Source organism: Propionivibrio sp. (assembly GCF_047602565.1).
Lineage (GTDB): Bacteria > Pseudomonadota > Gammaproteobacteria > Burkholderiales > Rhodocyclaceae > Propionivibrio.
Window position 1 is genome coordinate 1,743,240 of the sequence record NZ_JASGGX010000001.1, and the last position, 26,288, is coordinate 1,769,527.

Here is a 26,288-nt window from a genome sequence, read left to right on the forward strand (position 1 = left end):
TTCGTGATGATTTCATTCAACCACCAATGTCGTTCCTGTCAGCTTGTAGGTTTTTCCGGTGGCCGGACACTTGATGGAAGCATCGCCTTTGAGCGGCAGATCCAGTCTTTCGCCATGCTCGCTTATCCAACCGATTTGCCGGGCCGGAACGCCGGCCATCAAGGCATAGGGTTTGACATCGCGATTGACTACTGCGCCGGCAGCGACAAACGAAAACTCGCCAATAGTCACCCCGCAAACGATGGTACAGTTGGCGCCCAATGTGGCTCCCCTCTTCACCTTGGTCACCCTGTACTCGTCCTTGCGGGTGACAGCCGAGCGCGGGTTGTACACGTTGGTAAAAACCATGCTCGGGCCGCAGAAAACGTCATCTTCAAGATGCACTGCATCGTAGATGGAAACGTTATTCTGCACCTTGACGTTGTTGCCGATAGTGACATCGTTGCCAACGAACACGTTCTGGCCGAAGGAGCAATGTTGGCCAATGCGTGCACCACCGCAGATGTGGGCAAAATGCCAGACTCGGCTGCCGTCGCCAATAACAGCGCCCTCGTCCACGATTGCAGAGGGATGAATGGTGACCGCCATTTCAGTAATCCAGCGGCAAGGCAACCCGCTTGCCATCGCGCGCGGAGAGATAGGCGGCAATCAGCGTTTCGAGCGACTTGAGACCTTCGCGGCCATCGGTTTCAGGCTCCTCTTCGCCGCGCATGACCTTGATCACGTTTTCGTAGTAAAGCGGGTGACCGAAGCCGTAGACGGATGTGGTCTGATAGCTGGCTGTGGCGATCTGATCATCTTCCGGTAATTTCTCGGCAAATTCCCAATGCTGAATCTCGTTGACTGCGACACCTCCAACACGCACGCTGCCTTTCTCGCCAAGAATCGTGATGCTGCCTTCCAGATTTTTCGGGTAGGTCAGCATGGTCACGTTCATTGAACCCAGTGCCCCGGAACGCCAGCGGATACTCAGGACACCCGTATCCTCGACTTCGATGTGCCGTTCCAAGGTAGCCGTGTAGGCTTGGATGCTTTCAATGGGACCAATCAGCCAGTCGAGAAGATCAACGTAGTGGCTGGCCTGATTCATGAAGGCGCCGCCGTCGAATTCCCACGTCCCGCGCCACTTGGCGCTATCGTAATACTCTTGAGGACGCGTCCAGAACACATTGATGTTGACCATGTAGATACGACCGAATCGATTTTGCTCGACCGCGCGCTTCAAGAGTTGCAAGGTAGCGTTGCGCCGGTTCTGCTTGACGACAAAGAGCCGTACCCCAGCATCGTCGCAAGCTTTGACCATGTTCAACCCATCGTGCCAGTGCGTAGCCATTGGCTTTTCGGTCATCACATGGCGACCCGACTGGGCAATTTCTATTGTCTGTTCAGGGTGGAGGCCGCTTGGCGTGGCCAGGACGATCACATCCGCGGTGGTGGTCTTGAGCATCTCGGTCATACTCAAGTGCCCTTTGGCCTTCGTCCGCTGGATCGCTCTATCGAGCGCAGCATGGTCAACGTCACAAACATCGACAATTTCAACTTGTTCGGCGTGCCTCTCCATTGCGCCGAAGTGATTGGCAGCGATGCGTCCGCAACCAACAAGTGCCATACGAATCTTGCGATCGGTAATCGTAGGATAATTACGCATTGTTTCTCCTAAAGGCGAAATACGGTGAAGCCTGCACGAGTGGCGGCATGGCGGTCAAACAAGCATTTCAGGTCGGCCAGCACCGGTTTTCCCCCACGGCAAAATCCGCGCAGCTTCGACACATCTCCATGCCTGAATTGATCGTGGGCCACGGCAACAATCAATGCATCAACCTGATGTTTAGCATCAATGGTATCAAGTTGGATACCGTACTCGTGGGCCACCTCGTCGGCATCTGCCCATGGATCCGAAACAACCACTTTGACCCCCCAGGCTTTCAACTCGCGCACAAGATCGGCGACCTTGCTGTTACGAATGTCCGGACAGTTTTCCTTGAACGTGATGCCCTGCACGCCGACAGTGCTGTGTGCAACGTTGATGCCATTCTTCAGCATCAGTCTGATCACGTTACGGGCTGCATAGCGCGCCATATTGTCGTTGATGCGACGTCCTGCGAGAATGACTTGGGGATGATAGCCAACTTCCTCTGCCTTGTGAGTCAGGTAGTACGGATCAACACCAATGCAATGCCCGCCGACCATACCCGGACGGAAATGTAGAAAATTCCATTTGCTGCCAGCTGCTTCAAGCACTTCGAGCGTGTCTATACCAAGGCGATCAAAGATAACTGACAACTCGTTGACCAACGCGATATTTAGGTCACGCTGTGTGTTCTCAATAACCTTCGCGGCCTCAGCTACTTTCAAACTGGCCGCCGGAAAAGTGCCTGCACTTATGATGCTTCCGTAGAGAGCATCAACGGCCTTGGCGACCTCTGGCGTAGAGCCGCTAGTGATTTTCCTGATCTTGGTCAACGTATTTAACTTGTCGCCTGGATTGATACGCTCCGGGCTGTAGCCACAGAAAAAATCCTGGTTAAATTTGAGACCGGAGTGCTTTTCCAGCACGGGGACACAAATCTCTTCGGTGCACCCCGGATAGACCGTTGATTCGTAAATGGCCACTGCCCCAGCTTTCATCACTTTCCCGACCGTCTCGCTGGCCTTAATCAATGGGTTCAGGTCTGGACGATTGACCTTATCGACCGGTGTCGGCACCGTAACGATGAAAATGCCGCAATCGGCAATATCTTCATGGCGATTGCTGAAGGAAAGCTGCTTCGCCGCGGCAAGTTCCTCCGCTGTAACTTCAAGAGTACTGTCTATGCCTGACTCCAATTCCTCAATACGCGATAGATTGATGTCGAACCCGATTACAGGCCGAGACTTGCCGAATTCTACGGCCAGTGGCAAACCGACGTAGCCCAGACCGATGATCGCTATTTTCTTGTCATCTAACTGCACCATAAACTCCTTATTCCTCGGATAAATACGTCAGTTTGCGAAAGGTAGATGCGGCAATTTTTCCATGCTCTTCGGCACCAATTTCGCTCAAGTGGTGATTGTCATCATAGATAAGCGCTCACCGAAGAGCGGCACATTGGCAAACAATTCATAGACAGAATGGTCCACGAAACCGGGATATCGGCGGCCTCCCTCAGACAGGGAAGAAATAGCAAATTCATGGTTAAAAGCAGCTTCGGTTGATAAGAAAGCCGATGCTAGAGGAGGGAAAGGTAACGCATAATTATATCTGAGTTCATCACAACTGACATATCGATCATCGATCTAGCAGGGCCGAAGCATTAACACTCGTCCACAATCAAGAGTTTATGACGACAAGGTCTACACCTGGATGAGTTGGACCTACTTTTGCCCTTTGGGTAAGAGGTGAAAGAGGCGGGCATAGCCGAGCTGATCGAGCGGGTTACGGATTTGCCGGATCCGCGAGTGCCGGATATCTCCTAGCAAGGTTTCCGGATCTAGATTTCCGGACTGATCGGCCGCTACGAACGGCGAGCACAAGTGTCCCCTTACACCAGAACGACTGACGCAGGATGCGATTGCGGCACAAATCGCGGAGCCAGCCCACTTGGCATTATCTCCCGTAAACATCGTCGAAACGCACGATATCGTTTTCCCCCAGATACGACCCTGACTGAACTTCGATCATCTCGAGCGGCATGTATCCAGGATTTTCCAGCCGGTGTTTCGTGCCTAGGGGAATGAAGGTCAACTCGTTCTCGCTGACGAGGTACGACTCCTCGCCACGCGTCACTTTCGCCGTGCCGCGTACGACGACCCAGTGCTCGGCCCGGTGGTAGTGCAGTTGTAGAGACAGGCTGGCGCCGGGCTTGACGACGATGCGCTTAACCAAGAAACGCCCACCGCTATCCACGGAGTCGTAGAAACCCCAAGGGCGAAATACCTTGCGATGCAGTTCGCCTTCTGTGCGACCTGCGCGCTTGAGGTGGTCTACGATCTTCTTCACTTCCTGCGTCCTGTTCTTGTGCGAAACCAGGATCGCATCGGGTGTCTCGATCACCACCACGTCCTCGATACCCACGCAGGCCACCAGACGGTTGGACGACATGGCCAGCGTGTTGCGACAATCATGCAGCACGACGTCCCCCTGCATGACGTTACCGTCGTCGTCCTTGGGCAGGACTTTCCATAGCGCGTCCCACGCCCCAACGTCCGACCAGCCAGCCGACAGAGGAATCACCACCGCCATTGGCAGCTCCAGTTTCCCCTCGGTAATGCGCTCCATCACGGCGTAATCGATCGAGTCCGACGGACATTGCGCAAACGCTTCCTTGTCGACCCGCAGGAACATGCCGTCGACCGTCCCCCGATCCCATGCCATTTGGCACGGTCCCGTGATATCCGGCCGGCAGACACTGATCGCCGACAGCCATATCGAGGCGCGCATCATGAACAGGCCGCTGTTCCACAGATAAGAACCATCGTCGAGATACGATTGCGCCTTATCCAGATCCGGTTTTTCCACGAAGCGCGCGATCTCGCAGGCCGCATTCTTCCCGTAGGACGGACCGGTCTGGATGTAGCCGTAACCGGTTTCCGGCGCATCGGGCGTAATGCCAAAGGTCACCACGGCGCCCTCGTCCGCCAGCACGGCCCCGTAACCCACCGCTTCCTGGAAGGCAAGCGTGTCGGTGATCACGTGGTCGGCGGGCATCACCAGCAGGATGGGATCGGCGCCCTCGCGCATGGCGGCCAGCGCGGCGAGGGTCAAGGCGGGTGCCGTGTTGCGGCCGAAGGGCTCCAGCACGATCGGCCCGTCCTTGCCCATCAGCCGCAATTGCTCGGCGATCACGAAGCGGTATTCCTCGTTGCACACCACCATCGGGGAACATAGGTGGACGTCGGCGATACCGTCCACACGGCGTATCGTGGCCTGCAGCAAGGTATCCTCCCCGCCGATCAGCGATAGCAACTGTTTGGGGTGTTTCTCACGAGACAGCGGCCACAGCCGGGTACCCGATCCGCCGGAAAGAACCACGGGTTGAATCAGCATGGGAATCTCCACATTAATCGTCGGATTACAGGTCAGGCACGTGCCCGATCCGCGAGAAGTTTGAAACGCCTCAAGCCTTCCAGAACCAGTTCCTTGGCACGTTCAGGCGTTTCGGATTCGGCGTAGCACCGCAGTTCGGGCGCATTGCCCGAGGGCCTGAAGTGAACGATGTCGCCGCCGGCGAAGAACATCCGCAAGCCGTCGGTCTGGTCCAAGCGTACCAGTTTGCCGTAGAGGCAGCCCAATAGCTCGTCGATCAACGTAACCGAGGACGCAAGCTCCGACAACAGCCTTCGACTGGTCTCGGTCGGAAAATCCTGCGCGCGATCGCTGGCCGTGAAACGCGGCGGCAAGCCGAGCGTGAGGCCAGACAGCCTGCAACCCTTCTCACGCGACATGGACAGCAGACACAGCATGGGCAGGACGGCATCGCGCGTCGGCAACGGGCCGAGAATTCTGCCTGCTTTCTCGATCGCCGTGCCGACGAGGAAACCACCGTTCGGTTCGAAACCGACGGTAGTGCGGCCGCCCGCGGCTACCAGCGTTTCCATGGCCTCGATGACGTAGGGCGAGCCGATGCTGGTCCTGACCACTTCGCCAAACGCGCCGCATCGTTCCACGGCCGTGTTGCAGCTCACCGTGGTGACGACCGCCTGCGCCCGCAGATACTGCGCGCACAGGATTCCAACGATGTCTCCACGCAGCCATTGGCCGCGCTCGTCGCCGACGAGCGGCCGGTCGGCGTCGCCATCGGTGGAGACGATCGCGTCGAGGCCGTACTGGCCGGCCCAGCCGCTCGCGCGCTCGACGTCGTCGTGGCTGACGGCTTCGGTATCGATGGGAACAAAAGCGTCGGTTCGCCCCAGGGAGACGACGCTTGCGCCAAGCGTTTCCAGGAGATCGCGCAAGAGGTCGCGCGCCACGCTGGAATGCTCGTAGACACCGAGCATCATGCCGTCGAGGCATTGTTCCGGAAAGAAACACAGGTAGCGGTCGATGTAACACCGGCGCGCCTCGGGATTGACGGCGGGCAGATCGATCGCCAGCTCGCCTGAGGGCAAGGCGACGACGGCGTGGGTGATGTTGCCTTCATCCGCTTTGGTGATTTCGCCGGAGGTCCAGTAGAACTTTATCCCGTTGCGATCGAACGGGATGTGGCTGCCGGTCACCATAATAGCCGGTACGCCCTTCATCTGCGCGTACCACGCCAGCGCCGGAGTCGGAATTGCACCACAATAATCCACCGCCAGGCCCGCATGCCGTATTGCCGCCGCGCAGGCTGCTGCGATGCCGGGACTGCTGGGCCGCAGGTCGATCGCCAGGGCGACGGCGCCAGCCGTGGCGGAAACGGCTTGCAGAAAGGCCGAGGCATAGGCGAAGCAGACTTCGCTGGTCATGTCTGCGGCCAAACCGCGTGCGCCGCTGGTACCGAAACGCACACCGCTGCTTTCCATCAGATCGCGGATGGCGATCGTCCGTTGCTCGTTGTCGTTCACACCAAGCTCTCCATTATTTAGTGCTCAGCAGTGGAGGATTTTCCGCATCCTTTTCCGAGACGACCGGCTCGCCCACCAGCGGCCAGGGGATGGCCAGTTCCGGATCATCCCAGCGGATGCCGCGCTCGTACTCCGGCGCATAGTACTCCGTCGTCTTGTACAGGAACTCGGCATACTCGCTCACTACGAGAAAGCCGTGGGCGAAGCCCGGCGGAATCCAGAGCTGCCTATGATTCTTGGCCGACAGCACTTCCGCGACCCATTGGCCGAACGTCGGCGAATCCTTGCGGATGTCAACGGCGACGTCGAAGACCTCACCCGCCACGACCCGCACCAGTTTACCTTGCGCCTTCGGCGGAAGCTGGTAGTGCAGACCGCGCAGGACGTTCCTCGCGCTGCGCGAATGGTTGTCCTGGACGAAACGGACGTCTAGGCCCGTGAGCCGGCGAAACGTCTCCTGGTTGAAGCTCTCGTAGAAAAATCCGCGCGCATCGCCGAACACTTTGGGTTCGAGGAGAATCACGTCGGGGATGGCGAGCCGCGTGGCCTTCATGCGATCACCCTGTCCGTGAGCAAGCCCTGCAGGTACTTGCCGTATCCCGATTTGGCGAGACGGGCGGACGTTCTGTCGAGTTGCGCGTCGTCGATCCAGCCGTTGCGCCAGGCGATTTCCTCCGGGCAGGCGACCTTGAGCCCCTGCCGGTTCTCGATGGTGTGGATGAACTGGCTGGCTTCGAGCATCGATTCGTGCGTGCCGGTGTCGAGCCAGGCATAGCCGCGGCCCATGGTTTCCACGCTGAGTTCGCCGCGTTCCAGGTAGAGCCGGTTCAGGTCGGTGATTTCGAGTTCTCCGCGCGCGGACGGCTTGATGGTCTTGGCCAGTTCGACGACGCGGTTATCGTAAAAATACAGACCAGTCACTGCGTAGCGGGATTTCGGAGCTTTCGGTTTTTCTTCGAGGCTGATCGCGCGCCAGCGGTCGTCGAATTCGACGACCCCGTAGCGCTCGGGGTCGTTGACCGCGTAGGCGAAGACGGTCGCCCCGGACTCCTGGCCGGTCGCGCGCTGCAGCAACGCCGCGAAATCATGGCCGTAGAAAATGTTGTCGCCGAGCACGAGGGCCGAGGAGCTGTCGCCGATGAACGACTCGCCGATCAGGAAGGCCTGCGCAAGCCCGTCTGGGGACGGTTGTACGGCATAGCCGAGATCAATGCCCCATTGGCTGCCGTCGCCGAGCAACTGCTCGAAGCGCGGTGTGTCCTGCGGCGTCGAAATGACCAGGATGTCGCGGATTCCCGCCAGCAGCAGGGTGCTGAGCGGATAGTAGATCATCGGTTTGTCGAAGATCGGCAGCAGTTGCTTCGACACCACCTGCGTCGCCGGATACAGGCGGGTGCCGGAGCCGCCAGCCAAGATGATGCCCTTGCGGGTTCCCATGTTCAGCCTCTTCAGAATCAATAATTGTCATTGTCGCGTATTCGATGATAGCTGGCGAAACGCGGAATGCCACGGTCAGTCAGATCCCGATAACGAAACGTGACGACCGTGCCGATCGGTGGCGGATTACGGCGCAGCGCGTCACTCAGGCCGCTGCCCAGGTTGAATTCAACGCCGTCGTCAGTGCGTACCCGCAGCGCGCCGAGCATTTCCTTGTACTTGCCCTTGCCGGGAAGATGCCCGATCACAATCGCTTCGGCATCCTGCAGGGATTTCATTTTCAGGAGGTCGTCGCTACGCCCCGTGGCATACGGGGCATCAGCGCGGTGCAGCATGAGCCCTTCCCCGCCGGCGTGCACCACACGCGCCAGTCGCTGGTCGAGTTCCTTGCGGCTGCCGACCTCGGACTGCTCGACCGCCCGCAGCCAGGGGACGGCCGCTTCGTCGACGATCCGCCGCATGGCCCGTGCCCGCTCGCGAAACGTGCCCGGCGCCTCGGGCAACTCGAAGATCATGTAGCGCACCTCGCGCCATTCGGCGTCGACGGGCTTTTCCTTGCGTACGACCCCGGTCAGGCGCTCGAAGCGGCCACGACCGGCCCACAATTCGCCGTCCAGCGACCGGGCTGGGAATTTCTCCACGAACCAGGCCGGCGCGTTGAGCGCTCCGCCGCGGCGCGTCCTCAGCGTGCGGCCGTCCCAGAAGGCGCGGATGCCGTCGAGTTTCTCGCTGACCAGATAACGGGTCACGTCCGTATCCGCGCCGATCGTTTTGGCCAGCAGCAGTTGAGGCGCATCGTCGGCCCGGGCGGAAAGGACCACGCACGAAACCAGCGCCAGAACCCACAGGACCAGCCTTTGCCCCGCCGACAGACCGGTGCGCGCGGTACGCATCAGCCGGCCGGCAATTCGTCGAGCAGGCGCCGGACCCCGTCGCGCCAATCGGGCAGGTGCAGGCCGAAGGCGCTGCGTAACCTGGCCGTATCGAGCCGGGAATTGAGTGGCCGCCGGGCTGGCGTGGGGTAGGCGCTGGTCGGAATCGCCTCAATGCGTTCGGGCCGGACGTGGAGCGGCCGTCCGGCCTCGCGCGCCTGTTCGATCACGAAGCACGCATAGGCGTGCCAACTCGTCTCGCCGGCCGCGGCCAGGTGATACAGTCCCGCTAGTTCCGGCCGGCCGGTGACGGCCCGCAGGGCGTGCGCCGTCACGTCGGCCAGCAGGTCGGCCCCCGTCGGCGCGCCGATCTGATCGCCGACCACGCGCAGATGGTCACGTTCGGCCGCGAGGCGCAGCATGGTCCTGGCGAAATTCGCCCCGCGCGCGGCATACACCCAACTGGTGCGGAAGATCAGGTGCCGCGCGCAGCCGGCCACGGCCTGCTCGCCGGCGAGCTTGGTGCGGCCGTAGACGCTCAGCGGACCGGTCGGAGCGTTTTCCGCGCGCGGCGTGTCGCCGCTGCCGTCGAACACATAGTCGGTCGAGTAATGCACCAGCCAGGCGCCGAGCTTCCCTGCTTCCTCGGCCAGGACGGCCGGCGCCCGGGCGTTGATCGCCTGCGCCAGCTCGGGTTCCGATTCGGCCTTGTCCACCGCCGTGTACGCGGCCGCATTGACAATGACCTCCGGCGCCACGCGGCGAACGGTTTCGGCCAGCCCGGCCAAGTCGGTGAAATCGCCGCACAGGCCGTCCGCGCCTTCCTGGTCCAGCGCCACGATTTCGGCCAGCGGCGCCAGGCTGCGCTGCAGTTCCCAGCCGACCTGGCCGTTCTTGCCGAACAGGAGGATTTTCATCGGCTTCTGTCCGCGTAGTTCTTTTCCAGCCAGTCGCGGTACGCGCCGGAGCGGACGTTGGCGATCCAGTCCGGGTGATCGAGATACCAGAGCACGGTCTTGCGGATGCCGGAGGTGAAGGTTTCGGCCGGGCGCCAGCCCAGTTCGCGCTCGATCTTGCCGGCGTCGATGGCGTAGCGCCGGTCGTGGCCGGGACGGTCGGCGACGTAGGCGATCTGGCCGCCGTAGGATTTGCCGTCGCTCCGCGGGCGCAGTTCGTCGAGCAGGCCGACGATGGCGCGCACGATGTCGAGGTTGGGCTTTTCGTTCCAGCCGCCGATGTTGTAGGTCTCACCCGGCCGGCCGGCGTCGAGGACGCGGCGGATGGCGGCGCAGTGATCGCTCACGTACAGCCAGTCGCGGATCTGCATGCCGTCGCCGTAGACGGGCAGGCGCTCGCCGGCCAGCGCGTTGACGATCATCAGCGGGATGAGCTTCTCGGGAAACTGATACGGGCCGTAGTTGTTCGAGCAGTTGGTGGTCAGCGCCGGCAGGCCGTAGGTATGGTGATAGGCGCGCACGAGATGGTCGGACGCGGCCTTGGAGGCGGAATACGGGCTGTTGGGCTCGTAGCGGTGCGTCTCGGCGAACGCCGGCGCGCCGGCCGGCAGCGAGCCGTAGACTTCGTCGGTCAACACGTGCAGGAAGCGGAATGCCGCTCTTCCGGAATCATCCATCGCCGCAAAATAGGCGCGCACGCATTCGAGCAGGTTGAAGGTGCCGACGATGTTGGTCTGGACGAAATCCCCCGGCCCGTGGATCGAGCGGTCAACGTGGCTCTCGGCCGCGAAATTGATCACCGCCCGCGGTTGGTGCTTCTCCAGCAGGCGTTCGATCAGCCCCCGGTCGCCGATGTCGCCCTGGAAGAAGGCGTAGCGCGGATCGCCGCGCAGGCCGGCGAGATTCTCCAGGTTCCCCGCGTAGGTCAGCTTGTCCAGGTTGATGACCGGCTCGTCCCGCGCCTCAAGCCAGTCGATGATGAAATTGCTGCCGATGAACCCCGCGCCGCCCGTCACCAGAATGGTCATTACGCCCCTCCGAGTCTTGTTTCCAGTTCGCAGGGATAGAATCATAACGATAGCCTTATGAATCTGACAATTTTCCGAAGGATCAGGCGATGAAACCGGGCATCATGGCAACCCAAACGTGTCGTTGGCACTACGCCTCCGATGACGGAGCGTTCCTGCGACAGGCCGCGGCGGTGGTCCTCGCGACGGCGGAATCAGCGATCCGGGAGCGCGGCCGCTTCCATCTCGTGCTGGCCGGCGGCAACACTCCGCGCCGGCTCTATGAGGCGCTCCGCGCCGCCCAGGCGGACTGGACGGCCTGGCACCTCTATTTCGGCGACGAGCGCTGCGTGCCCGAGGACGACCCCGAGCGCAATTCCCGCATGGCCTTCGACGCCTGGCTGTCCCACGTCCCCGTCCCGCCCGCGCAGATCCACGTGATCCAGGGCGAACTGGGCGCGCGCGCGGCGGCCGCCGCCTACGCGGCGTCGCTGCGCGGCCTGGGTGATTTCGACCTGGTGCTGCTCGGCCTCGGCGAGGACGGCCATACGGCCAGCCTGTTTCCCGGGCACGACTGGGGCGCTTCGGCGGACTCGGCGGATGCGTTGCCGGTAGTCGACGCGCCCAAGCCGCCGCCCGAGCGCGTGACGCTGAGCGCCGCGCGCCTGAGCCGCGCCGGCAAGGTGCTTTTCCTGGTGAGCGGCGCAGCCAAGCGCCGGGCGCTGGCCGACTGGCGGTCCGGCCGGGCCATTCCGGCCGCCGCGATCCGCCCGCCGGCGGGCGTGGACATGCTGGTGTCCGCGGAACTTCTCGCACCCGCCGCGGCCAACCCGAACGGTGCTCAATAATCGACGAGGCAAATCAGATGACCACGACCCCTCCCCGACAATCCGACGCGCTGGTGCTTTTCGGAGCAACGGGCGACCTGGCCTACAAGAAGCTGTTCCCCGCACTCTATGCCATGGTCAAGCACGGCGCCCTCGACGTGCCGGTCATCGGCGTCGCTTCCCCGAAATGGCAGGAAGCCCAGGTGCGCGAGCGGATCGCCCGGAGCCTGGAGGAACACGGCGGCATCGACGACGCCCAGGCCTTCGACCGCCTGCTGGCGCGCTTCCGTTTCGTCGGCGGCAACTACAACGACGCCGGCACCTTCCAGGCGATCAGGAACGCCCTGCCCGACGCGCGGCGCCCCACCCATTACCTGGCCATTCCGCCGGGGATGTTCGAAACCATGATCAGCGGGCTGGGCGCCTCGGGCCTGGCCGACAACGCCCGGGTCATCGTGGAGAAGCCATTCGGCCGCGACCTGGCCTCGGCGCGCGAACTGAACCGCATCGCGCTGGCCGTCTTTCCGGAGGATGCGATCTTCCGCATCGATCACTACCTGGGCAAGGAAGCGATCATGAACATCCTCTATTTCCGGTTCGCCAACTCGTTTCTCGAACCGATCTGGAACCGGAATTACGTCGAAAGCGTCCAGATCACCCTTTCCGAGAAATTCGGCGTGGAAGGCCGGGGCGCGTTCTACGAGACGGCCGGCTGCCTGCGCGACGTGATCCAGAACCACCTGTTCCAGATCGTCGCGCTGCTGGCCATGGAGCCGCCGGTCTACCGCGGCTACGGCGCCGTGCAGAGCAAGACGGCGGAGATATTCCGCGCCATGCGGCCGCTCAAGCCGTGCGATCTGGTGCGCGGCCAGTACGCGGGCTACCGGGACGAGCCGGGCGTCGCCCCGGAGTCGGACGTCGAAACCTTCTGCGCGCTGCGGCTGCACATCGATTCGTGGCGCTGGGAGGGCGTCCCCTGGTTCCTGCGCGCGGGCAAGGCCATGGCGGGCACGGTGGCGGAAGTCGTCGTCCAGTTGAAGCGGCCGCCGCAGCGCCTGTTCGAGGACTGCGTCACGCCGGACGACCGGGCCAATTACGTCCGCTTCAGGATTTCCCCGAGCGCCGCCGTGGCCCTGGCCGCGCGGGTCAAGACGACCGGCAAGGAATTCGTCGGCGAACAGCACGAGCTTTACCTGCTGAACGAACGCTCGGGCGAAGCCTCGCCCTACGAGCGGTTGCTGACCGACGCGATGGCCGGCAAGGGCGCCCTGTTCATCCGCCAGGATGCCGTCGAGGCGGCCTGGGCGGTGGTCGACCCGGTGCTCGCCAATCATCCCCCGGCGCTGGCCTATCCCCGCGGCAGCTGGGGACCGCCCGAAGCGGACCGGCTGGTCGAAGCGCACGGAGGATGGAACAACCCCGCAATCGGCTGAACACCGGCGGTTCCGCTCCGCCCGGACTCCGGCGCGGCTGAACGCCCCGGCCATCCCCCGAAACCCCTCGTTCGCCGGCCGGCCCGCTCCGGACGCCCCGCGCCCACGTTATACTCCGCGCCTATTTTTCGCCCCGCTCCCCATGCCCACTCCTGACTCAGCCGCCGCTCCGGCCAACGCCGCCGGCGAAGAAGCCTCCCCGCCGCGCCCGATCGATCCCGCCACGCCGGCGCCCCAGGCCGACGCCGACGGACTCGGCGACGTGCTCGACCATCTGCGCCAGCTGAAAACCCCCGGCGCGGCGCACGCACAGGACGCATCGATCCTCGACGGGCTTTACACGCGCAGCATCGCCGCCGTCGAGGTGTGCCTGCCGGCGCTGGCCGAGATCTCCCTGCCCATTCCCCGCAAACCCAGGCAGTCCCTGCGCAAGATGCAGGAAGCGCTGGCGGCCCTGGCCGGGCTGCTGCTTGCCGCGACGGCGGACGGCATGCCGGCCGACGGCGCCCGCCCGCTGGCGCTGTGGCGGGCCCTACACCTTCTTTCCCGGCACCTGCTGATCAGCAGCCTGACGGCCTCGCCGCCCGGAGCGGGCATCTGGCGGCGCCTGCACCAGGCGTACGCGCTGGCCGACCGGCACGGCGCCGCGCACGCCGTGCCGGCGGGAGCGGCGCGCTCGCCGCTGGACGAGTACTACGCGGCGATCCTGCTCGGCTGCGCCCAGCCGACCTCGTTCACCAGCCGCGAAGTCATCTTCCTCGACGCCTATCTCGAACGTTTCTCCGAACGGGTCGACACCCACCACGGCGACCCGGCGGGCAGCCCGGTCACCTTCTGGATCGATCCGGACAGCGACGCGCCCGCCACCCCGTACGCCCGAAAGCCGCCGACGCCCGAAACGCCGGTGCGCAGCTTTTCCTGCGGCCGGCTGGCCGCCCTGCTCGAAACGCAGCTGGCCGCGCTGGAGGACGGCACGCCGCCGGAAGACCTCGACCTCCCGCTTTTCGCCGCCACGGCCGCCGGCCAGGGCGTGCTGAACCGGCTGATCAATCTCTGGGGCAACCCGGGCAAGCGGCGCTTCCCCCGGCGCCGGCAGAACTACCGCGGCGAGCTGTGCCTCGGCTTCGACAACCTCTGCCGCCTCTACCGCCCGGTGCCGCAGCCCGTCGAAACGTCCGCCTGGATGATCACCAACGAAAGCCCGGACGGCTATGCCGTGATGCACCTCGCCGGAAAGACGCGGGCGATCACCGTCGGGGACGTCGCCGCGCTGCGCACGGAAACCGGCGACAACTGGCAGCTCTGCATCATCCGCTGGGCGCTGTCGGAGAACCAGGAGCACCTCGAACTCGGCCTGCAGATCCTCTCGTCCCGTGCCTACACGGCGGACGTCGCCCTGCCGGCCGAAACGGAGGAGGCCACGGCCTGCCGCCGGCCTGCGCTGGTCCTGCCCGCCGCCCCCGTCCTGCGCCCGCACGAGGCGCTGGTCGTGCCCTCCGGGGCGCTGGCGGGACGGTCGAAGAACCTCGTCCTGGTCGTCGAGCGGGACCGCGTCGAGGTGCGCGAGATCAGCACCGCCCGGTGCGACGAGCAGAACGGCGTGATCGAGCTGTACGGGATCGTGCCGGACTAGGGTTTCAGCGTCCGCGCCGGAACTCGGGCAAGGTGACGACGACCAGCGCCCCGAGCAGCACCATGGCCCACGACAGGTACAGCCACAGCAGAAAGATCGGCACCGTGGCGAACGCCCCGTACACCAGGGTGATGGACGGGAAATACGCCAGATAGAGCTCGAACCCCTTCTGCATCAGCAGAAAGCCGAACGCCGCGAAGAAGCCGCCGTACAGCGCGTCGGACAAGCGCACGCGGGCGTTGGGCACGGCGAAATAGAGGCCGGCGAAGAACACCGCGGCGACGAACACGCCGGTGGCCTTGGACAGCAGCTTGTGCAGCCATGCCTGTTCGATCACCAGCCCGGACGACAGCGAGACGGCATACGAAACGCCCGCCACGACGTAGGCGACGGCCAGCGGCCACAGCACGATCAACGCCGCGTACAGCACGAAGCGCCGCCACCACGAGCGTGCCCGCGCCGTTTTCCAGACGTTGTTGAACGCATGCTCGACGGTGTGCAGCAGGGCGAAGGCGGTCGCCACCAGCACCAGCAGGCCGGCGACGGTGACCTTCAGCGCCTTCTGCGAGAAGTCGAGCACGTGTTCGACGATCAACCCGGCGCTGCGCTCCGGCAGCATGGTGCGCATCATGTGGTCCAGCTGATCGACCATCGACAGGAACGACGGCATGGCCGACATGACGCCCAGCACCACGGCGACCAGCGGCACGATCGACAGCAGGGTGGTGAACGCCAGGCTGGCGCTCGCCTGATCGAAATTCTCCTCGGTGAAGCGGCGGAACACCCGGACGAAAAACCGGCCGGCGAGACGCAGCCGAGGGTTCATCACGCGCCGTCCATCGGCATATCGGCCGGCGCCCTGGCGCGCCCAACCACGGACATCGACATTGACGGCCTCCCGGCGAATGCGGCGGCGGACCTCAGCCCAGTTCGGCGAGGACGCTGCTCGACGCGGAGACCCGCTCGCCGATGACCACCTTTACCTGGGCGCCGAGCGGCAGGTACACGTCGAGGCGCGAACCGAAGCGGATGAATCCGTAGCGCTGGCCCGCCGCCAGATGCGTTCCCGCATCGACGTAATTCAATATCCGCCGCGCGATCAGCCCGGCGATCTGGACGCAGGTGACGTCCTGCCCGTCCGGCGTGCGCAGGTGCAGCGCGCAGCGTTCGTTCTCCAACGACGCCTTGTCCAGGGAAGCGTTGAGAAAGGAGCCCGGCTGGTACCACTTCTGCTGGACCGTGCTCTCGACCGGCGCGCGGTTCGAATGCACGTTGAACACGTTCATGAACACGCTGACCTTCAGCGCCCGGCGGTTCAGGTAGGGATCGTCCGCCTCCTCGACCACCACCACCCGGCCGTCGGCCGGCGACACCACGCTCTTCGGCCCGCCGGCCACGACGCGCGCCGGATCGCGGAAGAACTGCAGGCAGAAAACGAAGACCAGCCAGAACGGCAGCGACCAGAGCCCGGCGGCGGACGCCAGCAGCGCCAGGAGCAGCGAACCGGCGATGAACGGCCAGCCCTCCCTGGCAAGAATCGGATGCGGATAATTCATCGAAGGCGTCGAGGAGTCGGGTTGGAAGGCCGGCGCCGGGACGGAGGACCGCGATCCTCCGCCGCCCGCGCCGGAACGCTCAGTTCCTGGTCTGATCGACCAGTTTGTTCTTCTTGATCCACGGCATCATGTCGCGCAGCTTGGCGCCCACGATCTCGATCTGATGCTCGGCCATCAGGCGCCGGCGGGCCGTCATCGACGGATAGCGGTTCTGCCCTTCCTGGATGAACATCTTGGCGTACTCGCCGTTCTGGATGCGCTGCAGGGCGGTGCGCATGGCATAACGCGACTCTTCGTTGATGACTTCGGGCCCGGTCACGTACTCGCCGTACTCGGCGTTGTTCGAGATCGAGTAGTTCATGTTGGCGATGCCGCCCTCGTACATCAGGTCAACGATCAGCTTGAGCTCGTGCAGGCACTCGAAATACGCCATTTCCGGGGCATAGCCCGCTTCCACCAGCGTCTCGAAGCCCATCTTCACCAGTTCGACGGCGCCGCCGCACAGCACGGCCTGCTCGCCGAACAGGTCGGTCTCGGTCTCCTCGCGGAAGGTCGTCTCGATCACCCCGCCCTTGGTGCCGCCGTTGGCCGCCGCGTACGACAGGGCGATGTCGCGCGCCTTCTTCGAATTGTCCTGGTAGACCGCGATCAGCGACGGCACGCCGCCGCCCTTCAGGAACTCGGAGCGCACCGTGTGGCCCGGCCCCTTCGGCGCGACCATGATGACGTCCAGGTCGGCGCGCGGCACCACCTGGTTGTAGTGGATGTTGAAGCCGTGCGCGAAAGCCAGCGTCCCGCCCTTCTTGATGTTCGGCTCGACGTCGTTGTAATAGACGGCCGGGATGTTCTCGTCCGGCAGGAGCATCATGACGACGTCGGCGCCCTTGACCGCCTTGGCCACTTCCTCGACCTTGAGCCCGGCCTTCTCGACCTTGCCCCACGACGCGCCGCCCTTGCGCAGGCCGACCGTCACCTTGACGCCCGAGTCGCTCAAGTTCTGCGCGTGGGCGTGGCCCTGGGAACCGTAACCGATGATCGCGACTTTCTTGCCCTTGATCAGGGAAAGATCGGCGTCCTTGTCGTAATAAACCTTCATGTCATTCCTTTCGCATGAGAAAAACGTGAACATCAGACTTTCAGAACCCGTTCGCCGCGGCCGATGCCGCTGACGCCGGTGCGCACGGTTTCGAGGATGAGGCTCTCGTCGATGGCCTGGATGAACGAATCGAGCTTCGACCCGCTGCCGGTCAGCTCGATCACGTAGGTCGCGTCGGTCACGTCGATGATGCGCCCTCGGTAGATATCCGCCATGCGTTTCATTTCCTCGCGGTCCTTGCCGGACGCGCGCACCTTGATCAGCATCAGCTCGCGCTCGATGTGCGCCGCTTCGGAGAGGTCGACGACCTTGATGACGTCGATCAGCTTGTTCAGTTGCTTGGTGATCTGCTCGATGACCTCGTCGCTGCCGGAGGTCACGATGGTCAGCCGGGACAGGGAACTGTCCTCGGTGGGAGCGACCGTCAACGTCTCGATATTATACCCGCGCGCCGAGAAAAGCCCGGCCACCCGCGAGAGCGCGCCCGCCTCGTTTTCCAGCAGGATTGAAATGATGTGTCGCATGCTGTCTCCCTTACAGATTCTCGTCGGCCAGGACCATTTCGGACAAGCCCTTGCCCGCCGCCACCATCGGGAAGACGTTGGCTTCCCGCGCGGTGCGGATGTCGAGGAACACCAGGTCGTCCTTGTGCTCGACGAAGGCCTTCCTGAGCGCCGGCACGACCTCCTCGGGCTTCTCCACGCGGATGCCGACGTGGCCGTACGCCTCGGCCAGTTTCACGAAATCGGGGATCGAATCCATGTAGGTCTGGGAATAGCGGCGGCTGTAGAACATTTCCTGCCACTGGCGGACCATGCCGAGATAGCGGTTGTTGAGGTTGATGATCTTGATCGGCAGGCCGAACTGCTTGGCCGTCGACAGTTCCTGGATGCACATCTGGATCGAGCCGTCGCCGGTCACGCAGGCCACCTGCCTGTCGGGATGGGCGAAGGCGGCGCCGATGGCGTAGGGCAAGCCCACGCCCATGGTGCCCAGTCCGCCCGAATTCAGCCAGCGGCGCGGCTGGTCGAACTTGTAGTACTGCGCCGCCCACATCTGATGCTGGCCGACGTCGGAGGTGACGATCGCCTCGCCGCGCGTGATCTCCCACAGCTTCTCGATCACGTACTGCGGCATGATCGCGTCCTTCATCGTGTATTTCATGCACTGCCGGGCGCGCCAGCCTTCGATTTCCGCCCACCAGTCGGCGATGTCCTTGCGCTCCCGCTCGGTCTCCAGCAGGCGGATCATCTCTTCCAGCACGTCGGACACGTTGCCGACGATCGGCACGTCGACGCGCACGCGCTTGGAGATCGAGGACGGATCGATGTCGACGTGGATGATCTTGCGCGCGATGGCCGCAAAGTCCTCCGGGTTGCCGATCACCCGGTCGTCGAAACGGGTGCCGATGGCCAGCAGCACGTCGCAGTGTTGCAGCGCCATGTTCGCCTCGACGGTGCCGTGCATGCCGGGCATGCCGAGGAACTGCCGGTCGGTGCCGGGATAGCCGCCCAGCCCCATCAGGGTGTTGGTGATCGGGAAACCGAGCAGCCGCGTCAGGCGGGTCAGCTGCTCCGCCGCGTTCGCCAGGACCACGCCGCCGCCGGCGTAGATCATCGGCCGCTTGGCGCCCACCAGCAGCTGGACTGCCTTCTTGATCTGGCCGGAGTGGCCCTTGATCACCGGATTGTACGAGCGCAGCTTGATTTCCTTGGGGTAGTCGAACTTGCACCGGGCGGCCGTCACGTCCTTGGGCACGTCGACCACGACCGGCCCCGGACGCCCCGTGCTGGCGACGTAGAACGCCTTCTTGATGGTCACGGCGAGGTCCTTCACGTCCTTGACCAGGAAATTGTGCTTCACGCAGGGCCGGGTGATGCCGACGGTGTCGCATTCCTGGAAGGCGTCCTGGCCGATATAGGTCGTCGGCACCTGCCCCGAGATAACCACCAGCGGAATCGAATCCATGTAGGCCGTGGCGATGCCGGTCACGGCATTGGTCGCGCCCGGCCCGGAGGTCACCATGGCCACGCCGACGCGCTGCGTCGAGCGCGAGAATGCATCCGCCGCGTGCACCGCCGCCTGCTCGTGGCGGACCAGGATGTGCTTGACCTTGTCCTGCTTGAACAACTCGTCGTAAATATGCAGAACCGATCCGCCGGGATAGCCGAAAACGTATTCAACCTTTTCTTCCTGCAGGCACCTGATTACAATTTCCGCACCGGTCATCATGGTCATGGTTCTTCTCGCCCTACAAAGAAAAATTGCTGGAAAAAGCTCGCAACGTTAAAGCCTGGGCCATATTTGGTCAAGACTGCCGTTGTTTGTCGACCTTATTCCAGAGGTAATCCCACACCCGTCCCCAAGGAATCGAATTCTGGCCAGCCCACGCGAACTGTCGGATTTTCTTGCCGCCACCGAGCGACGCGCGTTCAAGCAGGCGATGTTCGCCGTGCGCAACGAGGAGACGGCGCTCGACATCGTGCAGGATTCGATGATGAAGCTCGCGGAGAAGTACGGCGACCGGCCGGCCGAGGAACTGCCGATGCTGTTCCAGCGCATCATCCAGAACACGATCCGCGACCATTACCGGCGCAGCAAGGTGCGTTCGCTGTGGACCACGCTGCTCTCGGCCTTCTCTTCCGGGGAGGACGACGACTATGATCCGCTGGAAACGCTGGAGGTCGATGCCGAGGCGCAGACGCGGGATTCTCCCGAAGGACAGCTCCAGCAGGCACAACTGCTTGATATAATTGAGAAAGAAATAATGCTTCTGCCGGCACGTCAACGCGAAGCCTTCCTCATGCGTTACTGGGAGGACATGGACGTCGCGGAAACCGCTTCGGCGATGGGTTGCTCGGAAGGCAGCGTCAAGACGCACTGTTCGCGCGCGACCCACACGCTGGCGAACGCATTGAAGGCAAAGGGAATCACGTTATGAACGAGCAGCATTTCGCTTACAAGGTCAGACAGCATCTGAACCGCGGGGCGCACGACCTCCGCCCCGAGACGCTCGACCGGCTGGCCGCCGCCCGGCAGGCGGCGCTCGCCCGCCAGAAAGAGGCGATCGCCCATCCGGTGCTGGCGGCGGCGGGCAATTTCTTCTCGTTCCGTTTCGGCGATTTCCGCTTCAGCCAGACGGTGGCGGCCCTCGCGCTCCTGCTGTGCGCCCTTTATTCGACTTTCTGGATCGCCGACCAGCGCGTGCAGGAATTGGGCGACATCGATTCGGCGATCCTTTCCGACGAGTTGCCGATCGGCGCCTTCACCGACAAGGGTTTTGCCGCATGGCTCGACAGCAAATCGTCGGCGGAGTAATACTGGCCCTCTTCCTCGTTGCACCGGGCTGGACGCAGACGACCAGCCCGTCCATCATCGCGACCCCGCCGCAGCCCACCTGGAGCGAGCTGTCGGTCCCGCAGAAAATCATCCTGGCGCCCTTGAGCGACGAATGGGATTCGCTGGAGGCCTTCCGCCAGAAGAAATGGCTGGGTATCGCCGCGCGCTTCCCTTCGCTGAGCCCCGAGGAGCAGCGCCGCCTGCAGGGGCAGATGCAGGAATGGCGCCGGCTCACGCCCGAGGAGCGGCAGGTGGCCCGGGAGAACTACAAGAGCGCGAGCCGGCTGCCCGCCGACAAAAGGCAGGAACTCAAGCAGAAGTGGGAGGAGTATTCCAGCCTGCCTGAGGAAGAAAAGGAAAAACTCAAGAAACAGGCGTCCGGCAAGCAGGCCAAGCCCCTGGTGCCGGCCGTGCCCGCCATCCCCGCCCTGTCTCCGGCGGCGCGCTTGCCGATCTGGGAGGCAGGCGCGGCAAATCCGCTGCCCGTCCTGCCATCCCCCGTGGAACCGTGATGGCGGCGGCTGGCGCCGTGGCAGTTCCCGGAGTCTGCCGCCGGCTGGCCAGCCTGGGCTATGAAACCCTGCTGGTGCTCTGCCTCCTCGCCGTCGCGCTGCTGCTGCCGCACGTCCTGATCGGACATTTCCTGCACCGCCTGGCGACGCCGTTCGTGCTGTGGGCGCACCTGTTCCTGGTGCTGCTGATCTATTTCGTCGGACTGTGGACGCACAAGGGGCAGACCCTGGCCATGCGCACCTGGCGCCTCCGGCTGGTGGACCGCGAGGGACGGGCGCCGCGCCCGGGGCAGGCGCTGCTGCGCTATCTGCTCTGCTGGCCCAGTCTGGGACTGCTCGGCGTCGGGATACTCTGGGCCTGGCTCGATCCGGACCGCCAGTTCCTGCACGACCGGCTCGCCGGCACCCGCCTCGTCTGCTGCTGAGCGGCGGCCTCAGCGCCGCTCGAACCACCAGATCATGCCGATCGCCGCCAGCATGAACAGGGCTGACGGCGCGATCGCGCTGAGGAAGGGCGACCAGCTGTTGATCGCGCCGAGATTGGAGAACAGCCCGTTCAGCATGTGGAACAGCACGCCGATCATCACCCCGGAGAAAATCTTCAGGCTGACGCCGCTCACCCGGTTGTGGGTGTAGCCGAAAGGCAGGGCCAGGGCGACCATCACCAGGGCGGCCAGCGGATAGATCAGCTTCTTCCACATGGCGATGTCGTAGCGCTGCGTCTTCTGCTTGTTCTCGGCCAGATGCCGCGTGTAGGCGGCCAGGTGGGTCAACGACATTTTCTCGGGCGAGACCATCAGCACGGAGAGAATATCCGGGTTGAGCGCGGAGCGCCATTCCAGGTCCGGCATCTTCTCCAGGCGGGCGCGATCGTCCTCGATGTGGGTGCGCACCACGCCGGACAGCCGCCAGCTCGCCGGCGGCAGGTAAACGCCCTCCTCCGCCTCCGTCACCGAACGCAGGCGGGCATCCTCGCCGAATTCGTAGATGCGGATGCCGCGCAGGCGGGTATCCGGCAGCACCGTACGCACGTTGATGAAGCTGCGCTCGTCCCTGACCCACAGGCCGCTGTGCAGGTCCTGCGCCACGGCCTTGCCCTTGCCCTGCAGCTTGAGCTGCTGCGCCGCCCGCTCGGCCGGCGGGGTGACCACTTCGCCGACCAGGAAGGTGGCCACGGCGAAGACCGTGGCGATGGCCAGCAGGCTGGACAGCAGGTCGCCCGTTGACATCCCGGAGGCGCGCAGCACCGTGATCTCCGAATGCCGCGCCAGCGACGACAGCGCGTACAGCGTGCCGATCAGCACGGCGACCGGCATCAGCTCATAGATGCGGCCGGGGACGCGCAGGAGGACGAAAATGATGGCGTGATGCAGCTGGTACGAGGCGGAGCTGCCGACGTTCTTGACCTCGTTGATCATGTCGAAGAAGCTGAACAGCGCCAGGAACGCCGCCAACACCAGCAGGACGCCGGCGACCACTTCGCGCGTCAGGTAGCGGCGATAGATTTTCATCGGAAGAAGCGCGCGAAGGAAAGCACCGCGATGCGCCGGAAGAACAGGAGCGGCAGCAGGCAGAACATGAACAGGTGGATGCCGAGCAGCCCGGCCACGAAGGAGATCCGGCCGCTGGCGACCCAGGCCTGGCCGACGGTCATCATGTTGTTGTAAACCAGGTAGCCGAGCAGCGCGAGCAGGAAATTGGCCGAGCGTCCGGCGCGCGGATTGACGAACGACAGCGGGATGGCGAGCAGCGCCAGGATGATGGCCGACACCGGCATGCTGATGCGCCAGAGCAGCTCGGCCTGGTAGGCGCGGGAATCGTTGCCGATCAGATCCAGCGTCGGCGTGTTCCGCGGCGTCTTCTCGATGCCGCGCGCTTCCTTGGTTTCGACGCGCACGGCGTAGCGCGCGTACTCCATGATGCGGAATTCGGGAGAGCCCGGCTGCATTTCGTAGCGCCGGCCGTTCTGCAGCACGATGAAGCGGTCGCCGTTCTCGGCGAACTCCTGGTGCCCGGTGGCCGCCATGGTCACGCCGAGGCGCTGGTTCTGCATCGAGCTGACGAACACGTTCCTGACGAAGCGCTCGTCCTCGGAGACGCCCTCGACGAAGATCACCCGCTCGCCGGAGGAGGATTCCTGGAACGCGCCCGGCGTCACCTGGCCGGCGTCGCGCCGCGTTTCGAGGTTGCCCCGGTATTCCGCGCTTTTCGACAAGGCCCACGGCGAGACGAAGAGCGACAGGACGGTGATCGCCAGCACCAGCGGCATGATGAACACCAGCACCGGCCGCACCCAGGCGGTCAGCGAGACGCCGCAGGAGAACCACACCACCATCTCGGAATCGCGGTAGTTGCGCGACAGCGCCAGCAGGATGGCGATGAAGGCCGCCAGCGCCAGCAGCGTCGGGATGTAGTTCAGCGCCGAGAAGCCGAGCAGGGCGGCCACCGCCTCCGGCGCGATCGACCCTTCGGCGGCGTCGCCCAGCAGGCGGATCAACTGGGTCGTCAGCAGGATGGCGAAAAGGGCGATGAACACGCCGGCCGCCGACTGAGTGAATTCGCGCCGGATGGCGCGCTGGAAGATCATCTTTTGACTTGAAAGAAAAACTGCAGTGATAATCGGCTTCTTCGATCCCGAGGAGGAGAAGCCGGTGGAATTTAGCATAAAAAACAGGAACCCGGAGCAGCGGCGCAGCGGCTGCCTCGTCCTCGGCGTGTTCGAGGCGCGCGCGCCGTCGCCCGCCGCCTGGCAGGCCGCCGAGGAGACCCGGCGCTTCCTCGCCGGCGTTCTCGCCAGCGGCGACATGGACGGCAAGGCCGGCAGCACGCTCATGCTGCGCGGAATCCCGGCGCTCGACAGCGAGCGCCTGCTGCTGGTCGGCCTCGGCAAGGAAAAGGAATTCCGCGACAAGGCGTACTGCGCGGCGATCCGCGCCGCTGTCAAGGCGTTGCGCGACAGCGGCGCGACCGACGCCACGCTGCTGCTCACGCGCATCCCGGTGAAGCAGCGCAGCGCCGCGTGGCGTATCCGCCAGGCGGCGGCGGTGGCCTGCGAAACCCTGTACCGCTTCGATCGCTTCAAGAGCAAAAAGGACGACGAGCGGCCGCTCGCCAGCCTCGGCTTCGCGGTGGATGACCGGACCGGCGAGGCCGCCGCCGCGCAGGCGCTGGCGCAGGGACTGGCGATCGGCGAAGGCGTCGCCCTGGCGCGCACGCTCGGCAACCTGCCGGGCAACGTGTGCACGCCGGCCTATCTGGCCGAAGCCGCGCAGCAAATCGCCGAGGAACACGAGCTCGACAGCCAGATCCTCGAACAGGCCGACATGGAAGCGCTCGGCATGCATTCGCTGCTGTCGGTGGCCAAGGGCTCCCGCCAGCCGCCCAAGCTGGCCGTCGTGCATTACCGGGGCGGCAAGGCCGGCGACAAACCCGTGGTGCTGGTCGGCAAGGGCATCACCTTCGACACCGGCGGCATTTCGCTCAAGCCCGGCGAAGGCATGGACGAGATGAAGTTCGACATGTGCGGCGCGGCCAGCGTGCTCGGCACCCTCAAGGCGGCGGCGCTGATGCGCCTGCCGGTGAACCTCACGGTGCTCGCTCCGTGCGTGGAAAACATGCCGGGCGGCGCGGCGAGCAAGCCCGGCGACATCGTCACCTCGCTCTCCGGCCAGACCGTCGAGATCCTCAACACCGACGCCGAGGGCCGGCTCATCCTGTGCGACGCGCTGACCTATGCCGAGCGCTTCTCGCCGGCGGCGGTGATCGACGTCGCCACGCTGACCGGCGCCTGCGTCATCGCGCTCGGCCACGTCGCCACCGGCCTGTTCGCCAACGACGACGCGCTGGCGGAAGAACTGCTCGCTGCCGGCGGCGCGGCGTTCGACCGGGCCTGGCGGATGCCGCTGTGGGACGACTACCAGGAGCAGTTGAAGAGCAATTTCGCCGACCTGGCCAACATCGGCGGCCGGCCGGCGGGAAGCGTCACCGCCGCCTGCTTCCTGTCGCGCTTCGCCGGCAAGTTCGCCTGGGCGCACCTGGACATCGCCGGCACGGCGTGGAAGTCCGGCGCGGACAAGGGCGCCACCGGGCGGCCCGTGCCGCTGCTGACGCACTTCCTGCTGGCCCGGGCCGGGAAACTGCGTTGACCCAGATCTTCTTCTATCACAACGCCGCCGACCGCATCGCCGCGGCGGCGGCTCTGCTCGGCAAGGCCTGCCGGCAGGGCAAGGCGGTGCTGGTCTATGCGCCCGAGACCGAGCTTGCCGGGGCGCTCGACCGGCAGCTGTGGATCGCCCCGCCGACCGGCTTCATCCCGCACGTGTTCGGCACCTCCCCGCTCGCCGCGGAAACGCCGATCGTGATCACGGCGGACGCCACCGCGTCGGCGCAGAACGAGCGCCTGCTCAACCTGTCGTCGGACGTGCCGCCCGCATTCTCGCGCTTCACCAGCGTCATCGAGGTGGTCGGCCGGGACGGCGACGACCGGCTGTCCGCGCGCGACCGGGTGAAGTTCTACAAGGATCGCGGCTACGCGATCCAGTACTTCGACCTCGCGGAGAAGTCCGCATGAGCCATCAGGACGACGACGTCGGCTTGCCCATGCCGTCCCGGCGGCGGCGCAGTTTCCTGGCGACGCGGCAGAGCGAGCGTCCCGCCGCGCCCATGCCGGGGCCGGCGCCCGCCCCGGCGCCCGTCATTCCGGCGCCGCCGGAAGAGGACGACCTGCCCGTCCTGACCGAAGTCGTGCCGGGCGAGGAGGCGGAGGCAGCCGCAGCGCCCGCCGCGCCGCCGTCGCCGCCCGCGGACGCCGCGGCGGAATTCGAAGCCTGCGTCGAGGAACTCGCCGCGCAGATGGCCCAGGCCATCGAGCGGCAGATGGCCTGCGAACTGCCGATGCTGATCGAAGCAACGCTGCTCAACGCCGCCGAGGCGCTGCGCGAAGGCTTCACGTTGACGACGGAAGTCGCGCTGCGCGACTTTCTCGCCCAGCGCAAACAGATGCAGCTGCCGCTCGACGGACCCGGCCCGAAGTAGCGCCGGCGCGCCGGCAAACGGGCCTCGGGAGTCCTTTCCGGCGACGGCCCGCCCGGCGCGATCC

The 26,288-nt window shown here is 64.4% G+C and carries 27 protein-coding genes; 10 read left to right on the forward strand and 17 right to left on the reverse strand.

Going from position 1 to position 26,288, the window contains the following annotated elements:
• Positions 1 to 12: 12 nt before the first annotated feature.
• The 10 genes from QM701_RS08085 to rfbB all read right to left on the reverse strand — a co-directional run bounded on the left by QM701_RS08085 (position 13) and on the right by rfbB (position 10,815).
• Positions 13 to 588: a DapH/DapD/GlmU-related protein gene (locus QM701_RS08085; RefSeq protein WP_415166568.1), complete on the reverse strand. Its 576-nt coding sequence runs from the start codon at positions 586 to 588 to the stop codon at positions 13 to 15.
• Between the two features lies 1 nt (position 589).
• On the reverse strand, positions 590 to 1,648 hold the full coding sequence (locus QM701_RS08090) for a Gfo/Idh/MocA family protein (RefSeq protein ID WP_415166569.1): 1,059 nt from the start codon (positions 1,646 to 1,648) through the stop codon (positions 590 to 592).
• 8 nt (positions 1,649 to 1,656) lie between these two features.
• A complete protein-coding gene (locus QM701_RS08095) occupies positions 1,657 to 2,955 on the reverse strand; it encodes a nucleotide sugar dehydrogenase (RefSeq protein WP_415166570.1) in 1,299 nt (432 codons plus the stop codon).
• A gap of 631 nt (positions 2,956 to 3,586) precedes the next feature.
• Entirely contained in the window at positions 3,587 to 5,026 is a 1,440-nt protein-coding gene (locus QM701_RS08100; protein ID WP_415166571.1) for a mannose-1-phosphate guanylyltransferase/mannose-6-phosphate isomerase, read from the reverse strand.
• 32 nt (positions 5,027 to 5,058) lie between these two features.
• Positions 5,059 to 6,522, reverse strand: a complete 1,464-nt coding sequence (locus QM701_RS08105; RefSeq protein WP_415166572.1) for a phosphomannomutase — start codon at positions 6,520 to 6,522, stop codon at positions 5,059 to 5,061.
• A 13-nt stretch (positions 6,523 to 6,535) separates the two neighbouring features.
• On the reverse strand, positions 6,536 to 7,075 hold the full coding sequence (gene rfbC, locus QM701_RS08110; RefSeq protein ID WP_415166573.1) for a dTDP-4-dehydrorhamnose 3,5-epimerase: 540 nt from the start codon (positions 7,073 to 7,075) through the stop codon (positions 6,536 to 6,538).
• On the reverse strand, positions 7,072 to 7,959 hold the full coding sequence (rfbA, locus tag QM701_RS08115; protein ID WP_415166574.1) for a glucose-1-phosphate thymidylyltransferase RfbA: 888 nt from the start codon (positions 7,957 to 7,959) through the stop codon (positions 7,072 to 7,074). Before rfbA ends, rfbC begins: the two co-directional genes overlap by 4 nt.
• A 17-nt stretch (positions 7,960 to 7,976) precedes the next feature.
• Positions 7,977 to 8,852 carry a DNA ligase gene (locus QM701_RS08120; protein WP_415166575.1) on the reverse strand — a complete coding sequence of 292 codons (876 nt, stop codon included), beginning with the start codon at positions 8,850 to 8,852 and terminating at the stop codon, positions 7,977 to 7,979.
• Entirely contained in the window at positions 8,852 to 9,748 is an 897-nt protein-coding gene (rfbD, locus tag QM701_RS08125; RefSeq protein WP_415166576.1) for a dTDP-4-dehydrorhamnose reductase, read from the reverse strand. The genes QM701_RS08120 and rfbD overlap by 1 nt, the downstream gene beginning before the upstream one ends.
• A complete protein-coding gene (rfbB, locus tag QM701_RS08130) occupies positions 9,745 to 10,815 on the reverse strand; it encodes a dTDP-glucose 4,6-dehydratase (RefSeq protein WP_415166577.1) in 1,071 nt (356 codons plus the stop codon). The genes rfbD and rfbB overlap by 4 nt, the downstream gene beginning before the upstream one ends.
• A 104-nt stretch (positions 10,816 to 10,919) precedes the next feature.
• Here rfbB and pgl point away from each other — a divergent pair, with 104 nt between their 5' ends.
• The 3 genes from pgl (at position 10,920) to QM701_RS08145 (ending at position 14,687) form a co-directional block, all read left to right on the forward strand.
• Complete coding sequence (gene pgl / locus QM701_RS08135) at positions 10,920 to 11,642, forward strand: 6-phosphogluconolactonase (RefSeq protein ID WP_415166578.1); 723 nt, start codon at positions 10,920 to 10,922, stop codon at positions 11,640 to 11,642.
• 17 nt (positions 11,643 to 11,659) lie between these two features.
• Positions 11,660 to 13,054, forward strand: coding sequence for a glucose-6-phosphate dehydrogenase (gene zwf, locus QM701_RS08140; protein WP_415166579.1), 1,395 nt, complete (start codon positions 11,660 to 11,662; stop codon positions 13,052 to 13,054).
• 142 nt (positions 13,055 to 13,196) lie between these two features.
• Entirely contained in the window at positions 13,197 to 14,687 is a 1,491-nt protein-coding gene (locus QM701_RS08145; protein ID WP_415166580.1) for a hypothetical protein, read from the forward strand.
• 4 nt (positions 14,688 to 14,691) lie between these two features.
• On the opposite strand, the gene QM701_RS08150 is transcribed toward QM701_RS08145, so the two are convergent.
• The 5 genes from QM701_RS08150 to ilvB form a co-directional block, all read right to left on the reverse strand.
• Positions 14,692 to 15,513 (reverse strand): YihY family inner membrane protein, encoded by an 822-nt coding sequence (locus tag QM701_RS08150; RefSeq protein WP_415166581.1) that lies wholly within the window; start codon positions 15,511 to 15,513, stop codon positions 14,692 to 14,694.
• A gap of 94 nt (positions 15,514 to 15,607) precedes the next feature.
• On the reverse strand, positions 15,608 to 16,243 hold the full coding sequence (locus tag QM701_RS08155; RefSeq protein ID WP_415166582.1) for a phosphatidylserine decarboxylase: 636 nt from the start codon (positions 16,241 to 16,243) through the stop codon (positions 15,608 to 15,610).
• A 79-nt stretch (positions 16,244 to 16,322) separates the two neighbouring features.
• Positions 16,323 to 17,339, reverse strand: a complete 1,017-nt coding sequence (ilvC, locus tag QM701_RS08160; RefSeq protein ID WP_415166583.1) for a ketol-acid reductoisomerase — start codon at positions 17,337 to 17,339, stop codon at positions 16,323 to 16,325.
• 32 nt (positions 17,340 to 17,371) lie between these two features.
• Entirely contained in the window at positions 17,372 to 17,863 is a 492-nt protein-coding gene (gene ilvN / locus QM701_RS08165) for an acetolactate synthase small subunit (protein WP_415166584.1), read from the reverse strand.
• A 10-nt stretch (positions 17,864 to 17,873) separates the two neighbouring features.
• Entirely contained in the window at positions 17,874 to 19,577 is a 1,704-nt protein-coding gene (gene ilvB, locus QM701_RS08170) for a biosynthetic-type acetolactate synthase large subunit (protein ID WP_415166585.1), read from the reverse strand.
• Positions 19,578 to 19,659: 82 nt separating this feature from the next.
• Between ilvB and QM701_RS08175 the strand changes: the two genes are divergently transcribed.
• From QM701_RS08175 to QM701_RS08190, 4 genes are read left to right on the forward strand one after another with little or no spacing between them, the layout of a single operon-like run.
• Entirely contained in the window at positions 19,660 to 20,280 is a 621-nt protein-coding gene (locus QM701_RS08175; RefSeq protein ID WP_415166586.1) for an RNA polymerase sigma factor, read from the forward strand.
• On the forward strand, positions 20,277 to 20,657 hold the full coding sequence (locus QM701_RS08180) for a DUF3619 family protein (RefSeq protein WP_415166587.1): 381 nt from the start codon (positions 20,277 to 20,279) through the stop codon (positions 20,655 to 20,657). The genes QM701_RS08175 and QM701_RS08180 overlap by 4 nt, the downstream gene beginning before the upstream one ends.
• Positions 20,627 to 21,190 carry a DUF3106 domain-containing protein gene (locus QM701_RS08185; RefSeq protein WP_415166588.1) on the forward strand — a complete coding sequence of 188 codons (564 nt, stop codon included), beginning with the start codon at positions 20,627 to 20,629 and terminating at the stop codon, positions 21,188 to 21,190. Before QM701_RS08180 ends, QM701_RS08185 begins: the two co-directional genes overlap by 31 nt.
• Before the next feature lie 17 nt (positions 21,191 to 21,207).
• Positions 21,208 to 21,615 carry an RDD family protein gene (locus QM701_RS08190; RefSeq protein WP_415166589.1) on the forward strand — a complete coding sequence of 136 codons (408 nt, stop codon included), beginning with the start codon at positions 21,208 to 21,210 and terminating at the stop codon, positions 21,613 to 21,615.
• A 9-nt stretch (positions 21,616 to 21,624) separates the two neighbouring features.
• Here QM701_RS08190 and lptG read toward each other — a convergent pair whose 3' ends face one another.
• Entirely contained in the window at positions 21,625 to 22,701 is a 1,077-nt protein-coding gene (gene lptG, locus QM701_RS08195) for an LPS export ABC transporter permease LptG (protein ID WP_415166590.1), read from the reverse strand.
• A complete protein-coding gene (lptF, locus tag QM701_RS08200; protein WP_415166591.1) occupies positions 22,698 to 23,777 on the reverse strand; it encodes an LPS export ABC transporter permease LptF in 1,080 nt (359 codons plus the stop codon). The genes lptG and lptF overlap by 4 nt, the downstream gene beginning before the upstream one ends.
• A 64-nt stretch (positions 23,778 to 23,841) precedes the next feature.
• Here lptF and QM701_RS08205 point away from each other — a divergent pair, with 64 nt between their 5' ends.
• From QM701_RS08205 to QM701_RS08215, 3 genes are read left to right on the forward strand one after another with little or no spacing between them, the layout of a single operon-like run.
• A complete protein-coding gene (locus tag QM701_RS08205; RefSeq protein ID WP_415166592.1) occupies positions 23,842 to 25,335 on the forward strand; it encodes a leucyl aminopeptidase in 1,494 nt (497 codons plus the stop codon).
• Positions 25,332 to 25,760 carry a DNA polymerase III subunit chi gene (locus QM701_RS08210; RefSeq protein ID WP_415166593.1) on the forward strand — a complete coding sequence of 143 codons (429 nt, stop codon included), beginning with the start codon at positions 25,332 to 25,334 and terminating at the stop codon, positions 25,758 to 25,760. The genes QM701_RS08205 and QM701_RS08210 overlap by 4 nt, the downstream gene beginning before the upstream one ends.
• Positions 25,757 to 26,224, forward strand: a complete 468-nt coding sequence (locus QM701_RS08215; RefSeq protein ID WP_415166594.1) for a hypothetical protein — start codon at positions 25,757 to 25,759, stop codon at positions 26,222 to 26,224. Before QM701_RS08210 ends, QM701_RS08215 begins: the two co-directional genes overlap by 4 nt.
• Positions 26,225 to 26,288 lie beyond the last annotated feature (64 nt).

Excerpts from the sequence above, each read along its gene's own strand:
- QM701_RS08120 (WP_415166575.1), bottom strand. The coding sequence starts at position 8,852 with ATGCGTACCGCGCGCACCGGTCTGTCGGCGGGGCAAAGGCTGGTCCTG.
- zwf (WP_415166579.1), top strand. The coding sequence starts at position 11,660 with ATGACCACGACCCCTCCCCGACAATCCGACGCGCTGGTGCTTTTCGGA.
- QM701_RS08155 (WP_415166582.1), bottom strand. The coding sequence starts at position 16,243 with ATGAATTATCCGCATCCGATTCTTGCCAGGGAGGGCTGGCCGTTCATC.
- QM701_RS08145 (WP_415166580.1), top strand. The coding sequence starts at position 13,197 with ATGCCCACTCCTGACTCAGCCGCCGCTCCGGCCAACGCCGCCGGCGAA.
- QM701_RS08095 (WP_415166570.1), bottom strand. The coding sequence starts at position 2,955 with ATGGTGCAGTTAGATGACAAGAAAATAGCGATCATCGGTCTGGGCTAC.
- rfbD (WP_415166576.1), bottom strand. The coding sequence starts at position 9,748 with ATGAAAATCCTCCTGTTCGGCAAGAACGGCCAGGTCGGCTGGGAACTG.
- ilvB (WP_415166585.1), bottom strand. The coding sequence starts at position 19,577 with ATGACCATGATGACCGGTGCGGAAATTGTAATCAGGTGCCTGCAGGAA.
- QM701_RS08090 (WP_415166569.1), bottom strand. The coding sequence starts at position 1,648 with ATGCGTAATTATCCTACGATTACCGATCGCAAGATTCGTATGGCACTT.
- QM701_RS08215 (WP_415166594.1), top strand. The coding sequence starts at position 25,757 with ATGAGCCATCAGGACGACGACGTCGGCTTGCCCATGCCGTCCCGGCGG.
- lptF (WP_415166591.1), bottom strand. The coding sequence starts at position 23,777 with ATGATCTTCCAGCGCGCCATCCGGCGCGAATTCACTCAGTCGGCGGCC.
- QM701_RS08180 (WP_415166587.1), top strand. The coding sequence starts at position 20,277 with ATGAACGAGCAGCATTTCGCTTACAAGGTCAGACAGCATCTGAACCGC.
- lptG (WP_415166590.1), bottom strand. The coding sequence starts at position 22,701 with ATGAAAATCTATCGCCGCTACCTGACGCGCGAAGTGGTCGCCGGCGTC.
- pgl (WP_415166578.1), top strand. The coding sequence starts at position 10,920 with ATGGCAACCCAAACGTGTCGTTGGCACTACGCCTCCGATGACGGAGCG.
- QM701_RS08150 (WP_415166581.1), bottom strand. The coding sequence starts at position 15,513 with ATGAACCCTCGGCTGCGTCTCGCCGGCCGGTTTTTCGTCCGGGTGTTC.
- rfbC (WP_415166573.1), bottom strand. The coding sequence starts at position 7,075 with ATGAAGGCCACGCGGCTCGCCATCCCCGACGTGATTCTCCTCGAACCC.
- rfbA (WP_415166574.1), bottom strand. The coding sequence starts at position 7,959 with ATGGGAACCCGCAAGGGCATCATCTTGGCTGGCGGCTCCGGCACCCGC.
- QM701_RS08085 (WP_415166568.1), bottom strand. The coding sequence starts at position 588 with ATGGCGGTCACCATTCATCCCTCTGCAATCGTGGACGAGGGCGCTGTT.
- QM701_RS08185 (WP_415166588.1), top strand. The coding sequence starts at position 20,627 with ATGGCTCGACAGCAAATCGTCGGCGGAGTAATACTGGCCCTCTTCCTC.
- QM701_RS08100 (WP_415166571.1), bottom strand. The coding sequence starts at position 5,026 with ATGCTGATTCAACCCGTGGTTCTTTCCGGCGGATCGGGTACCCGGCTG.
- ilvN (WP_415166584.1), bottom strand. The coding sequence starts at position 17,863 with ATGCGACACATCATTTCAATCCTGCTGGAAAACGAGGCGGGCGCGCTC.
- ilvC (WP_415166583.1), bottom strand. The coding sequence starts at position 17,339 with ATGAAGGTTTATTACGACAAGGACGCCGATCTTTCCCTGATCAAGGGC.
- rfbB (WP_415166577.1), bottom strand. The coding sequence starts at position 10,815 with ATGACCATTCTGGTGACGGGCGGCGCGGGGTTCATCGGCAGCAATTTC.